Origin of the sequence: Azospirillum tabaci (genome assembly GCF_014596085.1) — a bacterium.
Classification (GTDB): domain Bacteria; phylum Pseudomonadota; class Alphaproteobacteria; order Azospirillales; family Azospirillaceae; genus Azospirillum; species Azospirillum tabaci.
The window spans coordinates 349,404-370,024 of record NZ_JACCJY010000003.1; the positions used below are offsets into that span (position 1 = coordinate 349,404).

Here is a 20,621-nt window from a genome sequence, read left to right on the forward strand (position 1 = left end):
CACATCCCCCTCACCGGCCCTCCGAGCCCCCCTCTTCCAAGAGGGGAGAGGGCTATAGGCCGGTGCAGTTCCGTCCGCGTTGACCCGATGATAGCCTACGCCTGGAGCGATTTCACCAGCCGCCCGCCGCGCACCACCGCGGTGCAGGGATTGGCGCCCAGCCAATAGCACAGCTCCGCCGGGTCGCCGACGTCCCACACCGCGAGATCGGCGGCCTTGCCGGGCTCCAGCGTGCCGTGGGTGGCGGCCATGCCCAGGGCCTGGGCGGCGTTGCGGGTGACACCGGCCAGCGCCTCCTGCGGGGTCAGGCGGAACAGGGTGCAGGCCATGTTCAGCATCAGCAGGAGCGACACGGCGGGCGACGTGCCGGGGTTGCAGTCGGTGGACACCGCCATCGGCACGCCGTGGCGCCGGAACAGCTCAATGGGCGGCAGCTTGGTCTCGCGCAGCATGTAGAAGGCGCCGGGCAGCAGCACGGCCACCGTCCCTGCCGCGGCCATCGCCCGCGCGCCCTCCTCGCCGGTGTGCTCCACATGGTCGGCGGACAGCGCGTTGTAGCGGGCGGCCAGCGCGGCGCCGCCGCCGTCCGAGAGCTGGTCGGCGTGCAGCTTCACCGGCAGGCCCAGCCGCCGCGCGGTGTCGAACACGCGGGCCGTCTGCTCCGGCGAGAAGGCGATGCGCTCGCAGAAGGCGTCGACCGCGTCCAGCAACCCCTCCGCCGCCAGGGTGGGCAGGATCTCGTCACAGACCAGCGCGATGTAGTCGTCCGCCCGTCCGGCGAACTCCGGCGGCAGGGCGTGGGCGGCGAGACCGGTCGTCCGCACTGTGACGGGGAAGCGCTCGCCCAAAGCCCGCGCCGCGCGCAGCATCCGCCGTTCCGTGGCGAGGTCGAGGCCATAGCCGGACTTCACCTCGACCGCTGTCACGCCCTCGGCCAGCAGCCGTTGCAGACGCACGGTGGCGCTCGCGATCAGGCTGTCCTCGTCAGCGGCACGGGTCGCGGCGACGGTCGAGGCGATGCCGCCCCCGGCCCGCGCGATCTCCTCGTAGGTGGCCCCCTCCAGCCGCATCTCGAACTCGCGGGCGCGGTTGCCGCCGAAGACCAGGTGGGTGTGACAGTCGATCAGCCCCGGCGTGACCCAGCGACCGCCCAGGTCATGCTCCTCGGCGGCGCGGCCGGCGGGCCGGTCCCTGGCGGCGCCGATCCAGGCGATCCGTCCGTCCTTCACGGCGATCGCCGCGTCCCGCAGGACCCCTCCCGACGCCATGGTGGCCGCATGACCGTTGAACCACAGGCTGTCCCACTCCATCATCCCCTCCCCGGCTTCGCGCCGCTGTCCATCCCACCTTACATCGCCATGCCCGACACCGACACCACCCCAGCCCCGCGTTCCGCGCATCCGGTCCTGCTCTGCGCCGATGACTACGGCCTGTCGCCGGGTGTCAACGAGGCCATCCGCGACCTCATCGCCGCCGGGCGGCTGACGGCGACCTCGGCCATGACGCTCTGCCCCTATTGGGCGGAGGGCGCCGCGCCGCTGAAGGAATTGGCCGGCGAGGCCGACGTCGGGCTGCATTTCACGCTGACCGACCAACCGCCTCTGTCTTCGCTGCCCAAGCTGGCGCCGGATGGGACATTGCCGCCGCTCGGACGGCTGATGAAACTGGCCTACACGGGCGGCCTCGATGCCGGAGAAGTCCGGGAGGAGTTGGCCCGGCAGATCGACGCCTTCGCCGCGGCCTGGGGTGGACCGCCCGCCTACATCGACGGTCACCAGCACGTCCACCAGCTTCCCACCGTACGCGACGCGGTCGCCGACGCCCTGGCCGCCCTGCCCGGCGCCTATGTCCGCCTGTGCGGGGAGCCGGTGGCCGCCGTCCTGCGGCGCGGCGTGGCGGTGCCGAAGACCTTGCTGATCGGCGGGCTCGGCGGCGGGCTGGCGCGGTTGGCGCGGGCACGCGGCATACCCGCCAACGACCGTTTCGCCGGAGTCTACGACTTCTCCGGACGCCAACCCTTCCCGGAGCTGATGGCGCGATTCCTGGACCGCCCCGCCGGGCGGCTGCTGGTGATGGTCCATCCCGGCATCCCGGACGAGGCCCTGCGCCGCGCCGACCCGCTGGTGGATCAACGCAAGGTGGAGCATGACTATCTGAAAAGCCCGGTCTTCGCCGCTCTCCTCGCCGAGCGGAACATCCGGCTCGCCCGCTTCGCCGAGTTACCGGCGCACTGACACCGAGTTCCACCGCTCCGCACCCTCCGGCGGCATAGTCCCGCCGGTCATTCTTGACCGTTGCGATTGTTCACACCTACCATCGTTACGACACGGTCGGATCGAGGGGGCTCTTCCTGGCGAAGAGACGAACAACACACTCCCCTCGGCAAGAAACGACCAACAAAAGGGGATGCGGGATATGCACGACAATGGGACGTCGTCCGGGCCACCGGGCGGCCAGGGTTCCAGCGGCTGGGTCGATTTCTGGAACCGGCCCAACGCCATCTATGCGAATCAGCGCAATTTGGAAGCGCATTTCGCCTGTCTGCAGAACGACCTCGACGCCCATCTTCCGGAGGGGGGAACCATCCTGGATTTCGGCTGCGGCGACGCGCTCGCGGCGGAAGCCATGGCGAAGCGCTGCCGAAACGTCTGGCTGTACGACGCCGCACCCGCGGTGCGGCAACGCCTGCGCGACCGTTTGTCCGGCCATCCGGGAATCCGGATTCTCGACGACGATGACCTTGCGGCCATTCCGACAGGAAGCGTCGATCTGGTGCTGGCCGTCTCCGTGCTGCAATACATCCCGCGCGAGGAGCTGGAAGGCGTTCTTCACCGTTGGCGCCATCTGATCGGCACGCGAGGGCGCATCCTGATCGCCGATGTGGTGGAGCCCGACACACCGATGCTGCGCGACATCGCCAGCCAGCTCAGCATGGCGCGCCGGCATGGCTTCCTGATGGCGGCCCTGATGGGGCTGGGGCGCATGGCCCTGTCCGACTACCGCCGCATCCGGCGCGAGTCCGGCTTTTCCACCTACACGCCGGCGGAGTTGCAGGCCCGGCTGTCCGCCGCAGGGCTGAGGGGGGATCGGCTGGCGAAGAACATCGGCCCCACGCCGCACCGCCACTCCTTCATCGCCCGGCTCCATTCTCAGCCAGCGGGCGTTCAATCGGCGGATGATCCGGCGCTGAAGGTCCAGTAGCGGTTCGCACCGAAGCTCCACAGCATCACCAGCACCGTGGCGGTGAGCTGGGCCGGCAGGTAATGCAGGCCCAGCCGCTGCGCCAGGGCCCACATGATGGCGCTGTTCACGCACAGCCCCACCGCCGCGACGGCAACGAACTTCGTGGCGGTGGGCAGGTGATCCTGCTCGCTGCGGAAGACATGGCCGTAGTTCAGCAGATAGCTGATGACGCCCCCGACGAGGTATCCCGCCGCCGAGGCCAGGACCGGCGGGGCCGCCGCCAGTTCCGACAGGGCGACCAGCACGCCGTAGTGGCCGACCGCCGCGGCGCAGCCGACCACCACGAAGAGCAGGAACTGCACCAGCGGTGCGTGCGCCGCCCGTCCCGTGGTCAATCCTCGTTGTCCACCCATTCCCTCTGCCGCAGCTTGTAGCGCTGGATCTTGCCGGTCTCCGTCCGCGGCAACTGTTCCAGGAACTCCACCGCGCGGGGGTACTTGTAAGGGGCGATCCGGTCCTTGACGTAGCATTGCAGCCGTTCCGCCAGATCGTCGCTGGGCCGCACACCGTCGCGGGTGACGATGAAGGCCTTGGGGATGGAGCCGCGCAACGGATCGGGCGCCGCGATCACCGCGCACTCCTCCACCGCCTCGTGGCCAAGAAGGACGTCCTCCACCTCCAGGCCGGAAATCTTGTAGCCGGCGGAGACGATCAGGTCGTCGGTCCGCGCGTGATACCAGAAATAGCCGTCCTCATCCATGCGGAAGGCGTCGCCGGTCAGGTTCCAGCCGCCCTGCACGTAATTCTCCTGGCGCGGGTCGTCCAGATAGATGCAGCCGGTTGGGCCGCGCACGGCCAGCCGTCCGATCTGGCCGGGGGGCAGCGGGGTCAGGCTGTCGTCGACCACGCGGGCCTCGTATCCCGGTACCACCGTCCCGGTGGCGCCGGGCCGGACGGCGCCGGGCGGCGAATGCAAGACGGCGTTCAGCATCTCCGTGGTGCCGAAGCTGTCGAGGATCTCCATCCCCGTCACCGCCTGCCAGCCCTCCAGCGTGGTGGCGGGAAGCGGCTCCCCCGCTGAGACGCAGGTGCGCAGCGTGCGCAGCCCCTCGGCCAGGGTCGGGTCCTCCTCGATCCGCGCCGTCATGGCGCGGTAGACGGTCGGCACGGTGAACATCACCGTCGCCTTATGCCTTGCGGTCACCTCCAGCAGCCGTTCCGGCGTGGCCCGGTCCAGCAGGACGACCGACGCCCCCACGCGCAACGGGAACAGCAGCATTCCCCCTTGCCCATAGGCGAAGGCGAGCGATGGCGTTCCGCAGAACACGTCGTCGCCGCTGGTCTTCAGCAGCGATCGCGGCGACAGGTCGGCCACCGCCAGAAGGTCGCGGTGGAAATGCGCGGTCGCCTTGGGCTTGCCGGTGGTGCCGGAGGTGAAGGCGATCAGCGCCACGTCGTCGGCGGCGGTGTCCACCGCGGCGAAGCCGGCTTCGGTTTCCTCCACCCACCCTTCGAGGTCGCCGCCGTTGAAGGTCACGACGGGCATCCGCCCGCCCATCGCTTCCGCCGCCCCGTTGAGATCCTTGGCGAAGCGCGCGTCGCACAGCGCCAGCGAGACGGCGGCGCGTTCGAGGATGCTCTCCAGCTCCGTCGCGCGCAGCAGCGGCATGGTCGGCACCACCACCGCGCCGGCCTTCAGCACCGCCAGCCAGCAGGCGGCGAGCATCGGCGTGTTGGTCCCGCGCACCAGCACCCGGTTGCCCGGAACGATGCCGAACCGCTCGGCCAGCAGCCGAGCGATGCGGTCCACCGTGTCGCGGAAGCGGCCATAGCTCCACACGTCGCTGTTTCCGATGACGCAGGGGCGTTCATCCCAGCCGCGCTCCCGCCAGACGTCGAGCAGGGCTGCGGCGGCGTTCAGACGCTCGGGATAGGTGAGTTCGGGCCGGTCGTAGGAAAAGTCGGGCATCTGCTCCGGCGGCGGCAGCCGGTCGCGGGTGAAACTGTCGATATGACCGGACCGGATCATCCCCTCACGCCTCCGCTACGCACCGTGTTCTTGAGCTTTCCCAACAGCCCCATCAGTTGGACCACGTCGCCGTGGGGCATTCCCGCCGTCAATTCGGCCAGCCAGCGGCGTTGCGCCGCCGCGATGGCCTGCGCCAGGGCGCTGCCTTCGGGGGTGATCCGGACGAACTGCATGCGCCGGTCGTTCGACGCCGCGGCCCGCGTGACAAGTCCATCCGTCGCCAGCCGTTCTACAATGCCCGTGACGTTGCCGTTGGTGACCATCATGCGCTTCGACAGTTCCCCCATGGTCAGCCCTTCCGGTTGGCGGTCGAGCAGGCACAGCAGGTCGAAACGCGGCTGGGTGGTGCTGAACTCGTCGCGCAAACGGCTGCGCAGCCGGGCGCCGATCAGAACGGCGCACGCCGAAAGACGCAACCAGAGGCGCATCTCCGGGGAGGCGGCAAGGTCGGCCGCTGCCTCCACATCGACCGACACGTCCCCCTGCGCGTCGGCCGATGCGTCGGCCGCTGCGGTGGCGGGTCCCTTCACGGTCTGTCTCCACTCCCGATGGGAGGCATCCGCCGCAGCGCCGCCTCTTCTTCGTTCGAAGGCTTACTGTAGTTGGACGCTCGGCCTTTGAGCCATGCAAGGAAAGAATGCTAGGTGCACAAGCAATAATCATCTGCGCAGAGATCGGGCGCCCCACCCATTGGCGCGGCACGGGCTATTCGGCGCTCAGATACAGGTCGATTTCCGCCTGTTCCATGACGTGGGCGGTGCCGTGAATGATGCCGTTGGCAACCTGGATGATTCGGTGGATCATCGCGACGGAGGTCTGGCAATCCATCCGCAGCTTTTCGGTGGCCCCATCCTGGATGTCGACGGACACGCGCTCCAGCGTGTGGCGGACCACCTGATGCGCCTGGGCGATGGTGTCCTCGAACGGCCGCTTGAACTTGGCGGGAACGTGGCCGTACGCCTCGATGGCCAAGTCCTTGTCCGAGAAGCCGCTGTCGCGGAAATGCTCCTGGTAGCTCTTCGGTTGCCAGATCAGGCATTCCTCCAGCATGTCCGGCATGTCCGGAATCATCTCGATCAGCATCACGATTTCGTTGAAGTGATTGAGATAATCGGTGGCGAGCAGAGTCTTGTCGGAAATGTTGGTGCCGACCACGCGCTGCCGCCAAGCGTGGAAATCCGCCAGTTCGTCCGGCGGCATGCCATCGGTCACCGACAAATCGGAATCCGGCGGATCGGAGTCCGCCGGGTCGAAGTCTGGTTCGGTCATACGCGACTCTGGCATGCGCGGCTCTGGCATACGCGTTTCGACAGGCACGGGTCTGGCGAGGCGGTGCCGGGCGGCTTCGAAGCCGTTCCGCCACCGGTGCGCGACGCCGGGGACAGTCAGTAATATCGCACTCATCCCTGCGCAAGCCCACGGGCGCGCTTTTTTTTGATGCCCCGCAAAAAAACGCCGCCGGCGCGTCCCCTGTGGAACAAGCGCTGCGGCGGCAGTAACTGGCGGTTCAGGGAGGAATCACACCATTACCTCTCCCAACAACCGCTCCTCGCCGATTGTTCCGTCCCTTCGCACATGCAGCGGAGCGAAGGGCGGTGCGACCAACCGAAGAGACGTCGCGCCCAAGCGGACGAAGTATGACCTCGCTCGACCGGTTACCGGACTTAGTCCGATCAAGCTATCCCGAATAACCCTTTCGTCGTCACTCCCGATACGGCGCGAACTGCGCCATATGAACTTAACTTTGTAAGCGATCGGACGGGAACATTCGGCAAAGTCCGGGAAACGCGGCAGCCACGCCAGCGCCCCTCGGCGGTCCGCACTGGCTGGAGGTACGGGGAAAAAGTCATGGATCAGAACACCCGCCACCTGATGGAACATCTGCCTTATCTGCGACGCTATGCGCGGGCCTTGACCGGCACCTCGACGCAGGGGGATGCCCTGGTGACGCGCACGCTGGAATGGTATCTGGACGGTCCGGGCGGGTCGGCGGCGGGCCTGTCGCGCGGCTCGCTCTACCGGCACCTGAACCAGTTGCAGGACAGCTCCGGCGCCCGGGCCGGCGCGCCCGGCATCCATCCGGTCGAGGCGGCGCTGCACAGCCTGGATGAGATGGACCGCCGGCTCTATCTGCTCGTCAACCTGGAGGATCTGCCAGTCGCCGATGCGGCCACCGTGCTGGGGATCGCGCCGGAGGACGCCGTGGAGCGGCTGAATTTCGCGCGCGAGCGGGTGCGGTCGAAGCTGACGGCGACGATCCTGATCGTCGAGGACGACGCCATCATCGCCTTCGATCTGGCGGAGACGGTGCGCGGCATGGGCCACACCGTCTGCGGCAACGCCGCCACCATGGACGAGGCGCTGACCCTGGCCTCCCGCCATGCGCCGACTCTGGCGCTGATGGACATCCGTCTGGCCGAGGGCGACAACGGGATCGAGGTGGCGCGGGAGCTTCGCCGCCAGCGCTTCCTGCCTGTGATCTTCGTCACCGCCTTCCCCAACGAGCTGGCCAAGCAGGGGCTGGAGCATCTCGGCCCGGTCATCCCCAAGCCCTTCACCCGCGAGCAGATCGAACAGGCGATCACCCGCGCCGTCTTCACCCCCCACCCCGAGGAAGCCTCGCTCGCCATGAAGCACTGAGGTTTCCGGAGGGGTGCGGAGGTCAGCCGGCGTTCCCTGAAGGCCGCTTTACTTGCAAGACCGCCTTACTTGAAGACCGCCCTACTTGAAGACCACGGTGCGTCCGCCGTTCAGCAGAACGCGATGTTCGACGTGATAGCGGACCGCCCGGGCCAACACGATGTTCTCGATGTCGCGCCCGATGGCCACCAGGTCGTCGGGCGTCATCGTGTGATCGACGCGCTCCGCCTCCTGCTCGATGATCGGGCCTTCGTCCAGGTTCGAGGTGACGTAGTGGGCCGTGGCGCCGATCAGCTTCACGCCGCGGGCGTGCGCCTGATGGTACGGCTTGGCGCCCTTGAAGCTGGGCAGGAAGGAATGGTGGATGTTGATGACCCGCCCGGCCATCCGCTCGCACAGGGCCGGCGACAGCACCTGCATGTAGCGGGCGAGCACGACCAGATCGATCTTTTCCTGCTCCGCGATCTCCAGCAGTCGGGCCTCCTGCTGGGCCTTGCTGTCGTTGGTCACCGGCAGATGGTGAAAGGGAATGTTGTGCCACGCCGCGAGCTGGTAGAAGTCGCGGTGGTTGGACACGATGGCCGGGATCTCGATCGGCAGATAGCCGGTGCGGTAGCGGTACAGCAGGTCGTTCAGGCAATGCCCGAACTTCGACACCATGATCAGCACCCGCTGGCGCCGCCCGGCGTCGTGCAGCTTCCAGGTCATGCCGAAACGTTCGGCCACCTGCTCGGCGAAGGCCGCCTGAAGCTCCGCCTGCGACGGCCCCGCAGCGGCGGCCGAGAAATGGATGCGCAGGAAGAACAGATTGGTCCCGCGGTCGCCGAATTGCGCGCTGTCGATGATGTTGCACGACCGCTCGGCCAGAAAGCCCGACACGGCGTAGACGATGCCCACGGCGTCGGGGCACGAGATGGTGAGGATGTATTCGGAACCGGTGCCGGACATGCGCGCCTACCGTTGCGACCTGGAATCAAGGGCGGATTCCCTAGCACGATCGTCCGCGGGATGCATCGTGCAATGTGGGAATACCGGAACGCCCTTCTGGCAGCATTTGGTAAGGATTCCCATGCGACAATGCACCGTTTCGGCATTGGGCCGAGGACGGAGGCGAGCTAGCGGAGGCGAGCCATGGGCATGGGCGGCAAGATCATCGGCGAATACGCCAAGGGCAAGGTCGACAAGCTGTTGACGCCGGAAGCCGCGGAAAACACGTCTCGGCACCGGATCATGCACTTCCTGGAGAACATGGAAGCGGCGGTGCTGGAAGCGAATTGCGAGGTGATGGGGAGAGAGCTTCCCAACCTCAACCAGACGTCCTTCCTGCGCATGGCCGTGCGGGTGGCGGAGCTTCGCGCCGACTATCTGCGGGCTGGGTTGAAGGTGGCGGATCACCGTCACCCCGACGCCGCCGCCATCGAGGAGCTGGCCCGCGTCCGCCGCGCCTATGAGGAGATGCAGGCGGTTTTCGAGGCGGCGGAGCGGGTGATCGAGCGGGGGTACGTGAAGCTGGGATGAGCGACGACCTCTTCCCCGGCGTCACGACCCGGTCCTGTTCAGGGCATCAGGCGTCCATGCCCGGGTGGCGGTAGACCATCGGTCCCGGTCCGCCCTCCTCGCCATTCTTCTCCGGAAGCTGGGGCTGCGGCAGGGCGTAGAATTTCGGCTTGTCGGGGTCCAGCGTCTTCTCGAAGGGCAGCGTCATCGCCATGCCGGACCGGTTCCTCTCCGCCTCGCGCATCGCCTGCTGGAGCTGTTCGGCCAGCTTCTGGTCCCAGGCCAGCTTGTAGTAGCGCGGCTCGGCCCCGCCCTCCAATTGGAGCCACAGGTAGATCCCCTGCCCCTCCTTGATCTGGGCGCCCAGGATGGTGGCCTGGGCGGTGGCGCTCTGCGCCCATTCCATGCGGACCGGCTTCGGCTTGCTGAGCAGGTCGGCCATCCCGGCGTAGGCGACGGGCATGAAGCCGATGGAGACGGCGACCGCCGAAACCTTCACCCACAGCCGGCGCGGCGCCCAGATGGCGATGGTGGCGAGCGTGGCGGCCAGGGCGACCGCGGCGACCTGGAAGTCGAGCAGTTGGGTCATGATTTCCTTCCGCTGCGCAGGGGCTTGTAGAGGCTGTGCACGCTGTCGCCGGCCAGTTCGCCGGACTCCGTCAGCTTGAAGCGGAAGACGGTCAGTTCCTGACCCTCCCGGTCCAGTTGGACGGTGGTGGCGAGAAGCTGGCGCGCGTTGTCGCCGTCCGGCCGCTTGGCGCTGACCACCACGGTGACCGCGATCGGGAAGACCGCCGCCTTGTTCCGGTAGAGATGCAGGTTCACCGCGTATTCTCCGGGCGGAATGCCGCGGCTGTAGCTGGCCTCGTAATTCAGCTTCGTCGGGTCGGCGTTGCGGCCGAGATCGTCGCGCAGCAGGTTGAAGATCACGCCGGATTTGTTGGAATAGCCGACCGGCACGTCGCCCGGCGCCTCCACCCACAGGTCCACGTCGGCGTCCAACTCGTCGGGCCAGCGGGCCTCGATCATGACGTTGCCGGGTGCCGCCACGCCCGCCGTGTCGGCCTGCTTGGCCTCCGGCCGGATGTGGGGAAGCAGCAGGATGACCACCGCCACGAAGCCGCACAGCGCCAGCGTGATGACGTCGCGGAAGACGGTGCCGGCGTCGTCCTCCTCGAACTGGTCAAGGGCCTGCATGGCGTTCCCCCACGGCGACAATCTCGGTGATCAGGTTCACCGTGGCGCCCGACAGCAGACCGATGTTGATGTTCAGCCAGATGTTCAGGACCCCGCCGACCAGCGTGGTGTAGAGCGCGACCGCCATGCCCTCGATCAGCTTCGACACCATCGGGCCGATGGCGGCGACATCGCCGGCCTTTTCCGGATCCACGCCCGAGAGGGCCATGATGAAGCCGATGACCGTGCCGATCAGCCCGAGGATCACCAGGGTCGAGGAGATCTGCCGCACCGTGCCGATGCGCGCCGACAGCTTGAACTTCAATGACGAGGCGGCGATCGACCGCGCTCCGGAATCCCGTCCGCGGACCTCCGCCAGATAACGCGCGGCGCGCGACGGGACGGAGGGGTCGAATTCCTTGGCGCGGTTCAGTTCGCGGCTGGTGCGCAGGATGCGCTGCGCCGACAGCCCCAGGCCGGCCAGGAAGACCAGGAGGATCAGCAGGCACAGGTGCGTGCTGTCGGTGGCGATGATGGGGTCGATCAGCCCTTCCGCCCAGGCGGCGGCGAGAAGGGTGAAGCCCGCGGCGTTGACGACCGCGAAGCGCAGAAGCAGCAGGTAACGTTGCGACACCAACGACAGTCCGGCGGTCAGTTGGCCGCCGCGGCGGCGGCGCACGGTGGGCACGAGGGAATGAACGGGGACGTTCTGGGCGTTATCGGCCATGGCGTCCGAAACAGCGTCCGACATCGGGCAGCCCTCCATCCAGGGAGCAGGGAGCGTTCGGACTGGCACTCCGCAACCGGCGTGCCAGCGGTTTGTCTTCGGTCTCACCCAATCCCGCCGCCCGCCGCCCCGGTCCGTTCATGTGCTTGGCCGGATGGGATAAATCGCCCCTGTGACAAACAGGCTACCTCGGAAGTCTGCCCACTGCCCTTGACCTCTCCATTGCTTTGGATCAACGGATTCCGCGATTTTGCGCGGTACGGTGATTAAATTCTGTTCAAAGCCCAGGGCGTGTTCTTGCCATTGCTCATGGAATAAGCAGGATTATGTTGCAGCGCAACATGACAATGGCACATCGCCGTAGGCGTCGAAACGCGCGCGCGAATACAGAAAACCCCTTCCCCGCCATTGCGGGAAAGGGGTTTGCGGACGGAACCGTTCGTATTCGTTCAATCAAACGTCGCGGTAATGTTCCAGTTCGCGCCGCAGGTCGGTGACCTCGCGCTGCAGCGCAACCACCCGGCCGACGTCGGGAGCCGTGCGGCGCTCCTCCTTTTCGAGTTCGTCTTCGACCTCGCGCTGCTCCTGCCGGATGATGTTGAACAAGGCTTTCCTCAACATCGCCACCTCCCGAGCTTATTTCTAAAATTTTAGCGCTATCGGCCATCATCATCAAGGAATTCTCGGAAAGAGTCGAATCTTCATAGGGTGGCACCCCCTTCCATGACGGCTCAGCCGCGACAATTGGCGGAGCTAACCCAGCCGGCCTTGACAACCCTTTTGCGCGTCCCCATTGGTTAACGCTCACACCTTGGGCTCAACCTCAGGCCCTTCCGGGCCGAACGCCGCCTTTCCGATCGCGCTCAGGACTTTTGGTTTCGGCGGCCCCAACTCCTTGCGGAATCAGGGGCGAATGGAACGCAGACGTCTTCTCCAGCTGGCGCTGACCGTCCCCCTCGCCGGGGCCGGCGCCTTGCTGTTCCCGCACGCCGCGGGCGCCCAGGCCAAGCCCCGTCCGGCGGCGCGCCCGCGCATGGTGGTGCTCGACCCCGGCCATGGCGGCATCGATCCCGGCGCCATCGGCGCCCGCGGCACGCAGGAAAAAGAGATCACCCTGCACATCGCGCAGGAGGTCGGGCGTCTTCTGTCCCGGCAGCACCGGTTGGGGGTGACGCTGACCCGCGACGGCGACCGCTTCCTGGCGCTGGGCGAGCGCGTGGACGCCGCCCGCGCGGCGCGGGCCGACCTGTTCGTGTCCATCCACGCCGACAGCGCGCCCAACCGCGAGGCCCGCGGCCTGTCCGCCTACACCCTGTCGGAGAAAAGCTCCGACTCCTTCGCGGCAGCGCTGGCGCACAAGGAGAATGCGGTGGACCGGCTGGGTGGCGTTGACGTGAAGGACGCCAAGAAGGCCGTGAAGGAAATCCTGCTGGATCTGACGGCGCGCCACACCCGGCACGCGGCGCTGGTGGCCCGGCACGCGATCGTGAAAGGGGCGGGGAAGGACATGCCGTTGCTGGACAACCCGATGCGCTCGGCCAACTTCGCGGTGCTCAAGGCGCCGGACGTCCCGTCCGTTCTGCTGGAAACCGGCTTCCTGTCGAATCCGAAGGACGAGGCGATCCTGCGCGACCCCAAGGCGCGGCAGAGGATCGCCCACGTTCTCGCGCGCGAAATCGCCGGGCTGGTGACGCGCGCGCCCTTCGCCTAGCCCGGGCCCAGCCCGGAATCCTTCGCGCTCGCAGCGAGTGAAACATTCGTGCATCACCCCCGGGACAAAACCACGATGAAGCCTGACACCCCCAAGATTCCCCATTGCCAACGCACCTGCGGCATGACTTTTTCCGCCCGCCCGTTCTTTCGGCGGGCCGGGGATCGGAGGCAGAGCGTGTCGGGGTTTGGCCGCCTTTGGGCGCTGGTCGGGATGGCCGCTGTCGCGGGTCTTGCGTCTGGCTGCGCGCCTGTCGTGCTGGGCGCCGCCGGGGGCACCGCCGTCGTTGCGGCCAGCGAGCACCGTGGTTTGTCGGGCTTCGCCTCGGACACCGAGATCAAGGCCCGCATCAATCACCTGTGGTTCCAGCACTCGCTGGAGATGCACAGCCGCATCGGCCTCACGGTCGATCAGGGCCGCGTGCTGCTGACCGGCCGCGCCGCCGACGCCCAGATGCGCCTCGACGCCGTGCGCCTGTGCTGGCAGGTGGAGGGCGTCAAGGAAGTCATCAACGAAATCCAGGTGGACACGGACTCGGGCATCATGGACAGCGCCCGCGACACCTGGATCACGACGCAGCTGCGCACGAAGCTCACCTTCGATTCGCAAATTCATAGCCAGAATTTCAGCATCGATACCGTCAACGGCGTCGTCTATCTCATGGGTCTGGCCACCCACCAGGGCGAGCTCGACCGCGTGATCGAGCACGCCCGCACGCTGCCGAACGTCCAGCGTGTCGTCAACTACGCCCGCGTCCTCTAGCGCACCAGGGTCTCCGCACCGCCATGGCCATCCTGCCCGCCCCCGCCCGCCGTCTTGCCGCCTCCGCCGCCATGAGCCTGTTCATGGCGCTGGCGGCGTTCACCGTGGCGGCGGGGGGCGCCGGCACCCCGGCGATGGCGCAGCAGCAGCAGCCGCAACCCGACCAGGGGCCGGCCAACCGCCTGTTCGTCCAGGCGATGCAGATGATCCGGCAGGCGGACAACACCTACGACATCGCCGAGGAAAGCCGCTTCCTGAAGGAGGCGGACCGGCTGCTGAACGAAATCGTCGTCAAGTATCCGGACAGCGCGCTGGCCGTCCAGCTCGTCACCAACCAGTTCGTCGGCGACTTCGACTTCTTCGAATTCCGCTCGCGCATCCGTTCGCTGGTCTGCAACGAGCCGATGACCTCGCTGTGCTTCTTGCACCGGGTTGCGGAGATGCTGCCCCCGGTGGAGACGCCGATCACCGCCGCCCGCTGGGACTGGCTGTCGCTGGCCGTCGCCTACAACACGATCGGCGACACCGCGCGGGCCAAGGAGATCATCGCGCCTTTCGTCAGCGCGGTGCGCCGCGGGGCGGCGTCCGACGGGGCCGGCCAGGACCTGTTCGTCGCCCGCGCGCTCGCCCTGATGGGGCAGAACCAGCTCGCGCTCGACATCACCCGGCAGATCCCGGAATGCTCGACGCGCATCTACAACCTCGCCGACATCGCCAAGGCGGCGGCGTGGCGCGGCGACATGGCGCTGGCCGGCCAGCTCGCCGAGGAGGCCAAGGCCTACGCCACCGCCCGAAACTGCAGCTGGGAGCTGGGTCTGGTCGCCCAGACGCTGCTGCGCGCCGGCAAGGAGGGAGCGGCCCGCACCCTGTTCCTGAACACGGTGGAGACGCAGTTCTCCAAGTTCCGCGAGACCAAGACCGACTGCTGCCCGCCGGAGCTGGCCGTCGCCGCGTCCGAGCTGGGCGACACCAATCTGGCGCTGGGCCTGCTGCGCACCGTGCAGGACGAGAATCCCTGGACGATCCCGGCGGTGCTGGGCCGCATCGCCCGCCGCTCCGACGCCTCGGTCGCGCTGTCCTACGCCGAGCAGGTGCAGGACCTCGACATCCGCGGCGAAGCCCTGGCCGAGCTGATCGAGGCGGCGCTGAAGCGCGGCGACCCGACCAGCGCCAACGAGCTGATGAAGCGGCTGACCCGTCTGGTGGACGACTCCGCCGGGCGCCGCCCCGGCCTGCTCGCCCAGAAGGCCAAGGCGGAGAAGGTGATGTACGGCGACGACCGCTGGCGCAAGAGCTTCCAGGGCTCGCTCAACGCCGCGGACCGGGCGAGCAACTTCGTCCGCCGCGACATCGGCGCCCCGCTGCTCGCCGCGCTGGTGCGGATCGAGACCGGCCTGCCGATGCTCGACTGAGGCCGGCTTGCGGGCCCCGTCAGGGCCGCGCGGCCAACACCACCAGCCCGGCCACCGGCGCGCCACTCTCGTGGCGCAGAGTGTCCGGAGCGAGGCGCAGGACGGTCAGCCCCGCGGCGCTCAGAGCGTCCCGCACATGGCCCTCCGTATGGGCGTAGCGGCCGTGCGGGCTGACCCGCCAGGGCGCCCCGCCCTCCTCCAGCCGCTCCACCGTGAAGGCCAGCCGCCCACCGGGACGCAGCGCCGCGGCGGCCCGAGCCAGCACCCCGTCCAGCGCGCCGAAGTAGCACAGCACGTCAGCGGCCACGATCAGGTCGAAGGCCGCCGGGCGCTCCGCCAGGAAAGCGCCGAGTTCCGCCTCCTCCAATGCGTCGTACAGGCCGCGGGCGGCGGCGCGCTCCAGCATGCCCGGCGACAGGTCCACCCCGACCAGACGGCGGGCCGGGCCACGCAGGAAGGGACCGCACAGGCCGGTGCCGCAACCGGCGTCCAGCACGTCCAGCGTCCCGTCCGCCGCGATCCCGGCGTCGGCCAGCGCCTCGGCGAGCAGCGTCGGGGCGCGGTAGCCCAGTTCGCCCAGCAGCTTGTCGTCGAACTCCCCGGCGAACAGGTCGAACACCTGCCGGACATAGGCGTCGGACGCCCGTTCGCCGGCGTCCAGGCCGGCGATGGCGGCGCCGATGTGGCGGGCCATCGGATGGTCGGGATGATCGCGCAGCCACAGCCGGGCGAACCACGCCGCCTCCTCGTGCCGTCCCTCCTCGTGAAGCAGGTAGAGGGCGCCGGACAGGTTGTCGTGCGCCTCGTCCCAGGCGGGCCGCAGCGCCAGCGCGCGGCGGTAGGCGGTGGCGGACTCGGTCAGCCGGTCGCCGTCGCGCAGCAGGTTGGCGAGGTTGTTGAAGGCTTCCGCATAGGCCGGTTCCTCGACCAGCGCCCGACGGAAATGCCGTTCCGCCGGCGCCGTATCGCCCGCCGCCTTCAGGGCCGAGGCCAGATTGTAGTGGACCAGCGGATGGTCGAGACCGCAGGCCAGCGCCTCGCGGTAAGCGGCAACCGCCTCCTCCGCGCGGCCCAGGGCGCGCAGGACGTTGCCCAAGTTGTTGTGCGCCTCCGCGAAGCGCGGGTTCAGCGCCAGCGTGCGGCGGTAGGCGGCCTCCGCCTCCGCGGCCAGCCCGTCCGAAGCCAGGGCGTTGGCCTCCGCATAGAGGCGCATGGCCTGAGCGGCCAGACCACCCAGCCTCCCCACGCCACGGGCGAGCAGGCCCGGACGCGGCGACGGGGAACGGGGCGGATCGCTCGGCTCGGACACGGAACGGCTCCTGAAAGGGGCATGGGCTAACAGCATCTTTACCGGGAACCGGTGAACATGGCACTCCCTTCCGGCAACAGACCGGCGGAAGGCCCCGCAACCCGGGGCCGGATCGGGCAGACGGAAAAGGCGAACCTCATGAACCAGCCCCCCGACCAGGCTTCGCCGACGACACCCGATGACGTCGCCGCCCGCCTCGGCCGCGCCGTCGCCCACCATCGGGCGGGCCGGCTGGCCGATGCGGAACGGGACTACCGCGCGGTCCTGGAGGCGGACCCGCGGCACCCCGACGCGCTGCACCTGCTGGGCGTGCTGGCGCTCCAGGCCGGGCATCCCGACCCCGCCGTGGACCTGATCGAAGAGGCCATCCGGCAGGCCGGCGGCGTCGCCGACTACCACGACAATTTGGGAAGCGCGCTCGCCGCGCTGGGCCGTCACGCCGAGGCGGCGGAGGCGCACCGCATGGCCGCCGCGCTGAGCCCGCTGTCGGCCCAGCCGCGCCACAATCTGGGCAACGCCTTCCAGGCCCAGGCGCTGCCCGGGCTGGCGGCGCTGGCCTTCACCGCGGCGGTGGAGCTTGAACCGGGCTACGCCAAGGCCTGGTTCAATCTGGGCAACGCGCTGCGCGCCCAGAACCGCCTTGCCGATGCCTTGCAGGCCTTCGCCCGCGCCGCACGGCTCATGCCGGCGATGGCCGAGGCCCACACCAACCTCAGCGACGCGCTGAGCGCCGCCGGGCGGCTGGACGAGGCGCTGGACCAAGCCCGCGCCGCGCTGCGGCTTCGGCCCGACGACCCGAAGGCCCACCACAATCTCGGCACCGTCCTGCAACGCAAGGGCGCCTATGAGAGCGCGGAGATCGCCTATCATGAGGCACTGAGGCGGGCGCCCGGCAATCCGGTGACGCTGAACGATCTGGGCAGCGTTCTCCTGAAGCTGGGACGCCCCGCCCAGGCCGAGCAGTGCTTCCGCGAGGCGCTCGGCCGGAATCCGCAGGCCGTCGAAGCCATCCACAATCTCGGCAAGGCGCTTCAGGCGCAGGGGCAGTTCGCGAAGGCGGAAGCCTGCTACGAGGAAGCGCTGGCCCGCGCCCCGGACCTTGCCGCCGCCAGCGACAGTCTCGCCATCATCGCCCTTCTGCACGGACAGCTGGAGCGTGGTTGGGAAGGCCATGAGCGGCGCTTCGCCGCCGGCCGGGTCCAGCCGGAGCGGCGGATCGACGCGCCGCGGTGGCGGGGCGAGGGGCTGCGCCGGCGCCGTCTGCTGGTCTGGCGGGAGCAGGGGGTGGGGGACGAGATCATGTTCGCCTCCTGCTATGGCGATGTGATCGCCTGGGGCGGCGGGCCGGTGACCATCGAGACCGACCCGCGGCTGGTCGGCCTGTTCGCCCGTTCCTTCCCGCGCGCGACGGTGCGGGCCGAGACACTCGACGCCGAAGGGCGGGAGACGGTGGTTCCCCCGGATGCCGACCTCCAGGTGCCGGCGGGAAGCCTGCCCGGCCTGTTGCGGGGAACGCTCGCGTCTTTCGATCAGTTCGCCCCCTGGCTGAAGCCCGACCCGGCCCGAACCGCCCTGTGGCGGGAGCGGCTGGACGCGCTGGGGCCGGGCCTGAAGATCGGTATCGGATGGCGCAGCCAACTGGCCACGCCCGAGCACAAGGGCGCCTACACCACGCTGGACCAGTGGGCACCCCTGCTCGCGCTGACGGGGGTGATCTTCGTCAATCTGCAGTATGACGACTGCGCGGCGGAGATCGCGGCGGCGGAGGCGCGGTTCGGCGTGACCATCCATCGCTGGGACGATCTGGACCTGAAGGACGATTTCGAGGGCGCGGCGGCGCTGACCGCCAATCTGGATCTGGTGCTGACGCCCGCCGTCTCCTCCGGTGAACTGGCCGGCGCCCTCGGCGTGCCGGTCTGGCGTTTCGGGCACCGCGACTGGACGCAGCTCGGCACCGGCGTTCGCCCCTGGTTCCCGACGATGCGCCTGTTCCAGCCGCGCCCAGGCGAAACCTTCGACCATGTGCTGTCGGACATGGCGCGCCACCTTGCCGCAATGCGACCCGCCCCGGTCCGCTTGGCCGCGCCCCCTCCGCCAGCGCCCTTCCCCGCCGATCCGGAAGCGTTGCTGAACGACGCCATCGCCTTGCATCGGGCGGGACGGCTGGGCGACGCCATGGCGTCCTACCGCACGGTCCTCGACCTGGAACCACGGCACAGCGACGCGCTCCACCTTCTCGGGCTGACCCAGCATCAGGCCGGCCACCATGCCGAGGCGGAGGAACACATCACAGCGGCGCTCCGGATCGATCCGGATTTCCCCACGGCCTGGAACCATTTGGGCCTCGTCCAGCAGTCCCTCGACCGCCCGGACCAAGCCCTCGCCAGCTTCCGCCGCGCCCTCGCGCTGCGCCCGGACTTCCCCGAGGCGATGACCCACATGGGGCTGAGCATGAACCGGCCTGACCGGTTGGACGAGGCCAAGCGGTGGCACCGCCGCTCCATCCGTCTCGCCCCGGCCAATCCGGCGGCCCACACCAATCTGGGCTACGCCTGCGAGGTGGAGGGATGCTTCAACGCCGCCGCGGCCCATTACCGGCGTGCGCTGACCTTGCGGCCGGACTCCGCCGACACTCTCAACAACCTGGGCACCCTCGCCAAGATTGAGGATCGCCCGGCCTTGTCGCGGCACTTCCTCGACCGCGCCCTGCGAGTCTCCCCCGGGCTGGCCCTCGCCGCCTGGAACGTCGGGCTTCTGGCCCTGGCCGACGGCGATCTCGTCACCGGCTGGGCCGGCTATGGGCAGCGGTTCTCCGCCCGCCAGCTTCAGCGGGCGCGTCGCATCACGCTGCCGATCTGGAACGGCGAGCCCCTGCGCGGGCGCCGGCTGCTGGTCTGGCCGGAGCAGGGGCTGGGCGACGAAATCCTGTTCGCCTCCGTCTTCGGCGACCTGAAGGACAGCGGCGGAACCGTGGTGCTGGAATGCGATCCGCGTCTGGTGTCCCTCTACGCCCGTGCCTTCCCCTGGGCGACGGTGCGGGCGGAGTCCGTCACGCCCGACGGGCGGGAGCGGTTCGACCCGCCGGATTGCGACCTGCAGATCGCCGCCGGCTCCCTGCCCGCCCTGCGGCGCGACCGGCTGGAGCGCTTTCCGGCCCGCCCATCCTTCCTGACCCCAGACCCGGAGCGCGCCGCCTTCTGGCGGGAGCGGGTGGAGGCACTGGGTCCCGGCCTGAAGGTGGGCATCAGCTGGCGCAGCCAGATCATCACGGCGCATCGCGAAGGCGCCTACACCCGCATCACCGACTGGCTGCCGCTGCTGGAGGTGCCGGGCGTCCGCGTCGTCAACCTGCAGTACGGTGACTGCGCCGCCGAACTGGCCTCCATCGAGCCGGACGGCGTGCGGCGCGTCCATCGCTGGGACGATCTGGACCTCAAGAACGACCTGGAGGGGGTGGCGGCCCTGATGGCGGCGCTCGACCTCGTCATCCTGCCCGCCACCGCCGCCGGGGAGTTGGCGGGCGCCTTGGGTGTGCCGGTCTGGCGGCTGGGCGGCCGGGACTGGACCTGGATGGGCAGCGGGGTACGGCCCTGGTTCCCCACCCAAAGGCTGATCGCCCCTCAGCCCGGCGAGACCTCCGCCGACGTGGTCCATCGGATCACCCGGATGCTGGCCCGGATGGCGCCGAAACCTATCCCCGACGAGGTATGAGGACGCAAGGAAACTCGACCTTTCGGTATAATCCCGCAACGAATGGCCGAAGGCAGGCCTATGCGGCGAATTGTCCTACTCCCTATCGTAAGGGGCGGTCACTCCCCGTCTTTGGAGTACTAGGACAAAAGTTTGGGGTTGTTTGGCGGCACGGATGGGTGAACACTATGGTTTCCGGCCTGCCGGACTTGGCAGGAGCCGGTTCGATCTGACGGAGAGCAGCCCATGCACACTGATGCTCGCCTATCTTCCCTGCAGGAAAAGCACCTGCGTCTCGACCGCGCCATCCTCGACGAGGAGAAGCGTTCGTGGCCTGACGAAAGTGCCATCAAGCGGATGAAGCTCGAGAAGCTGCACCTCAAGGAAGAAATTGATCGCTTGGCCAGAACCAGTCACAGGGTGAATTAACACCCTTCCGGATCGATCCGATTCGTAAAGTCGGGGGCGGCGCACGGTTCGCTCCC

Annotated in this window: 20 protein-coding genes; 9 read left to right on the forward strand and 11 right to left on the reverse strand. The window is 68.6% G+C overall.

What is annotated here, in order from left to right:
* Window positions 1–95: 95 nt before the first annotated feature.
* Window positions 96–1,310 (reverse strand): imidazolonepropionase, encoded by a 1,215-nt coding sequence (gene hutI, locus H0B54_RS06700; protein ID WP_188259742.1) that lies wholly within the window; start codon window positions 1,308–1,310, stop codon window positions 96–98.
* Between hutI and H0B54_RS06705 the strand changes: the two genes are divergently transcribed.
* Together H0B54_RS06705 and H0B54_RS06710 are read left to right on the forward strand one after the other, a co-directional pair.
* Window positions 1,278–2,234, forward strand: coding sequence for a ChbG/HpnK family deacetylase (locus H0B54_RS06705; RefSeq protein ID WP_246472364.1), 957 nt, complete (start codon window positions 1,278–1,280; stop codon window positions 2,232–2,234). The genes hutI and H0B54_RS06705 overlap by 33 nt on opposite strands.
* A 181-nt stretch (window positions 2,235–2,415) precedes the next feature.
* On the forward strand, window positions 2,416–3,201 hold the full coding sequence (locus H0B54_RS06710) for a class I SAM-dependent methyltransferase (RefSeq protein ID WP_188259714.1): 786 nt from the start codon (window positions 2,416–2,418) through the stop codon (window positions 3,199–3,201).
* Here H0B54_RS06710 and H0B54_RS06715 read toward each other — a convergent pair.
* From H0B54_RS06715 to H0B54_RS06730, 4 genes are all read right to left on the reverse strand, one after another.
* The gene (locus H0B54_RS06715) at window positions 3,165–3,578 is read right to left on the reverse strand and encodes a GtrA family protein (protein ID WP_188259715.1); all 414 of its coding nucleotides are present in this window, start codon (window positions 3,576–3,578) and stop codon (window positions 3,165–3,167) included. The two genes, H0B54_RS06710 and H0B54_RS06715, sit on opposite strands and share 37 nt — an antisense overlap.
* A complete protein-coding gene (locus H0B54_RS06720) occupies window positions 3,575–5,212 on the reverse strand; it encodes an AMP-binding protein (protein ID WP_188259716.1) in 1,638 nt (545 codons plus the stop codon). Before H0B54_RS06720 ends, H0B54_RS06715 begins: the two co-directional genes overlap by 4 nt.
* Window positions 5,209–5,742, reverse strand: coding sequence for a MarR family winged helix-turn-helix transcriptional regulator (locus H0B54_RS29675; RefSeq protein WP_094306955.1), 534 nt, complete (start codon window positions 5,740–5,742; stop codon window positions 5,209–5,211). Before H0B54_RS29675 ends, H0B54_RS06720 begins: the two co-directional genes overlap by 4 nt.
* Before the next feature lie 175 nt (window positions 5,743–5,917).
* Window positions 5,918–6,481, reverse strand: coding sequence for a hypothetical protein (locus H0B54_RS06730; RefSeq protein WP_094306954.1), 564 nt, complete (start codon window positions 6,479–6,481; stop codon window positions 5,918–5,920).
* 579 nt (window positions 6,482–7,060) lie between these two features.
* Between H0B54_RS06730 and H0B54_RS06735 the strand changes: the two genes are divergently transcribed.
* Window positions 7,061–7,852: a response regulator gene (locus H0B54_RS06735; protein ID WP_188259717.1), complete on the forward strand. Its 792-nt coding sequence runs from the start codon at window positions 7,061–7,063 to the stop codon at window positions 7,850–7,852.
* Between the two features lie 81 nt (window positions 7,853–7,933).
* Here the strand turns inward: H0B54_RS06735 and purU are convergent, their stop codons facing one another.
* Window positions 7,934–8,800 carry a formyltetrahydrofolate deformylase gene (gene purU / locus H0B54_RS06740; protein WP_094306951.1) on the reverse strand — a complete coding sequence of 289 codons (867 nt, stop codon included), beginning with the start codon at window positions 8,798–8,800 and terminating at the stop codon, window positions 7,934–7,936.
* Between the two features lie 183 nt (window positions 8,801–8,983).
* Here purU and H0B54_RS06745 point away from each other — a divergent pair, with 183 nt between their 5' ends.
* Entirely contained in the window at window positions 8,984–9,370 is a 387-nt protein-coding gene (locus tag H0B54_RS06745; RefSeq protein ID WP_014198654.1) for a hypothetical protein, read from the forward strand.
* A gap of 46 nt (window positions 9,371–9,416) precedes the next feature.
* Here the strand turns inward: H0B54_RS06745 and H0B54_RS06750 are convergent, their stop codons facing one another.
* The 4 genes from H0B54_RS06750 to H0B54_RS06765 all read right to left on the reverse strand — a co-directional run bounded on the left by H0B54_RS06750 (window position 9,417) and on the right by H0B54_RS06765 (window position 11,858).
* On the reverse strand, window positions 9,417–9,938 hold the full coding sequence (locus H0B54_RS06750; RefSeq protein ID WP_040134209.1) for a hypothetical protein: 522 nt from the start codon (window positions 9,936–9,938) through the stop codon (window positions 9,417–9,419).
* Window positions 9,935–10,546 carry a hypothetical protein gene (locus tag H0B54_RS06755; protein WP_188259718.1) on the reverse strand — a complete coding sequence of 204 codons (612 nt, stop codon included), beginning with the start codon at window positions 10,544–10,546 and terminating at the stop codon, window positions 9,935–9,937. Before H0B54_RS06755 ends, H0B54_RS06750 begins: the two co-directional genes overlap by 4 nt.
* Window positions 10,533–11,276 carry a MotA/TolQ/ExbB proton channel family protein gene (locus tag H0B54_RS29680; RefSeq protein WP_246472365.1) on the reverse strand — a complete coding sequence of 248 codons (744 nt, stop codon included), beginning with the start codon at window positions 11,274–11,276 and terminating at the stop codon, window positions 10,533–10,535. The genes H0B54_RS06755 and H0B54_RS29680 overlap by 14 nt, the downstream gene beginning before the upstream one ends.
* Window positions 11,277–11,705: 429 nt before the next feature.
* Window positions 11,706–11,858, reverse strand: a complete 153-nt coding sequence (locus tag H0B54_RS06765; RefSeq protein ID WP_158282581.1) for a hypothetical protein — start codon at window positions 11,856–11,858, stop codon at window positions 11,706–11,708.
* Window positions 11,859–12,165: 307 nt separating this feature from the next.
* Here H0B54_RS06765 and H0B54_RS06770 point away from each other — a divergent pair, with 307 nt between their 5' ends.
* The 3 genes from H0B54_RS06770 (at window position 12,166) to H0B54_RS06780 (ending at window position 15,137) form a co-directional block, all read left to right on the forward strand.
* On the forward strand, window positions 12,166–12,963 hold the full coding sequence (locus H0B54_RS06770) for an N-acetylmuramoyl-L-alanine amidase family protein (protein WP_094306949.1): 798 nt from the start codon (window positions 12,166–12,168) through the stop codon (window positions 12,961–12,963).
* A gap of 75 nt (window positions 12,964–13,038) precedes the next feature.
* Window positions 13,039–13,725, forward strand: a complete 687-nt coding sequence (locus H0B54_RS06775) for a BON domain-containing protein (protein ID WP_246472366.1) — start codon at window positions 13,039–13,041, stop codon at window positions 13,723–13,725.
* A gap of 23 nt (window positions 13,726–13,748) precedes the next feature.
* Complete coding sequence (locus H0B54_RS06780) at window positions 13,749–15,137, forward strand: hypothetical protein (protein ID WP_137140859.1); 1,389 nt, start codon at window positions 13,749–13,751, stop codon at window positions 15,135–15,137.
* Between the two features lie 19 nt (window positions 15,138–15,156).
* Here H0B54_RS06780 and H0B54_RS06785 read toward each other — a convergent pair whose 3' ends face one another.
* Window positions 15,157–16,446: a tetratricopeptide repeat protein gene (locus H0B54_RS06785; protein WP_188259719.1), complete on the reverse strand. Its 1,290-nt coding sequence runs from the start codon at window positions 16,444–16,446 to the stop codon at window positions 15,157–15,159.
* Window positions 16,447–16,584: 138 nt separating this feature from the next.
* Here H0B54_RS06785 and H0B54_RS06790 point away from each other — a divergent pair, with 138 nt between their 5' ends.
* Together H0B54_RS06790 and H0B54_RS06795 are read left to right on the forward strand one after the other, a co-directional pair.
* Entirely contained in the window at window positions 16,585–20,157 is a 3,573-nt protein-coding gene (locus H0B54_RS06790; RefSeq protein WP_188259720.1) for a tetratricopeptide repeat protein, read from the forward strand.
* 225 nt (window positions 20,158–20,382) lie between these two features.
* The gene (locus H0B54_RS06795; RefSeq protein ID WP_014198642.1) at window positions 20,383–20,565 is read left to right on the forward strand and encodes a YdcH family protein; all 183 of its coding nucleotides are present in this window, start codon (window positions 20,383–20,385) and stop codon (window positions 20,563–20,565) included.
* Window positions 20,566–20,621: the final 56 nt, after the last annotated feature.

Coding starts and splice junctions, on each gene's coding strand:
- H0B54_RS06710 (WP_188259714.1), top strand. CDS start 2,416: ATGCACGACAATGGGACGTCGTCCGGGCCACCGGGCGGCCAGGGTTCC.
- H0B54_RS06745 (WP_014198654.1), top strand. CDS start 8,984: ATGGGCATGGGCGGCAAGATCATCGGCGAATACGCCAAGGGCAAGGTC.
- H0B54_RS06780 (WP_137140859.1), top strand. CDS start 13,749: ATGGCCATCCTGCCCGCCCCCGCCCGCCGTCTTGCCGCCTCCGCCGCC.
- H0B54_RS06775 (WP_246472366.1), top strand. CDS start 13,039: ATGAAGCCTGACACCCCCAAGATTCCCCATTGCCAACGCACCTGCGGC.
- H0B54_RS06790 (WP_188259720.1), top strand. CDS start 16,585: ATGAACCAGCCCCCCGACCAGGCTTCGCCGACGACACCCGATGACGTC.
- H0B54_RS06705 (WP_246472364.1), top strand. CDS start 1,278: ATGACCGTTGAACCACAGGCTGTCCCACTCCATCATCCCCTCCCCGGC.
- purU (WP_094306951.1), bottom strand. CDS start 8,800: ATGTCCGGCACCGGTTCCGAATACATCCTCACCATCTCGTGCCCCGAC.
- H0B54_RS06755 (WP_188259718.1), bottom strand. CDS start 10,546: ATGCAGGCCCTTGACCAGTTCGAGGAGGACGACGCCGGCACCGTCTTC.
- H0B54_RS06770 (WP_094306949.1), top strand. CDS start 12,166: ATGGAACGCAGACGTCTTCTCCAGCTGGCGCTGACCGTCCCCCTCGCC.
- H0B54_RS06795 (WP_014198642.1), top strand. CDS start 20,383: ATGCACACTGATGCTCGCCTATCTTCCCTGCAGGAAAAGCACCTGCGT.
- H0B54_RS06750 (WP_040134209.1), bottom strand. CDS start 9,938: ATGACCCAACTGCTCGACTTCCAGGTCGCCGCGGTCGCCCTGGCCGCC.
- hutI (WP_188259742.1), bottom strand. CDS start 1,310: ATGGAGTGGGACAGCCTGTGGTTCAACGGTCATGCGGCCACCATGGCG.
- H0B54_RS29680 (WP_246472365.1), bottom strand. CDS start 11,276: ATGTCGGACGCTGTTTCGGACGCCATGGCCGATAACGCCCAGAACGTC.
- H0B54_RS06720 (WP_188259716.1), bottom strand. CDS start 5,212: ATGATCCGGTCCGGTCATATCGACAGTTTCACCCGCGACCGGCTGCCG.
- H0B54_RS06730 (WP_094306954.1), bottom strand. CDS start 6,481: ATGACCGAACCAGACTTCGACCCGGCGGACTCCGATCCGCCGGATTCC.
- H0B54_RS06735 (WP_188259717.1), top strand. CDS start 7,061: ATGGATCAGAACACCCGCCACCTGATGGAACATCTGCCTTATCTGCGA.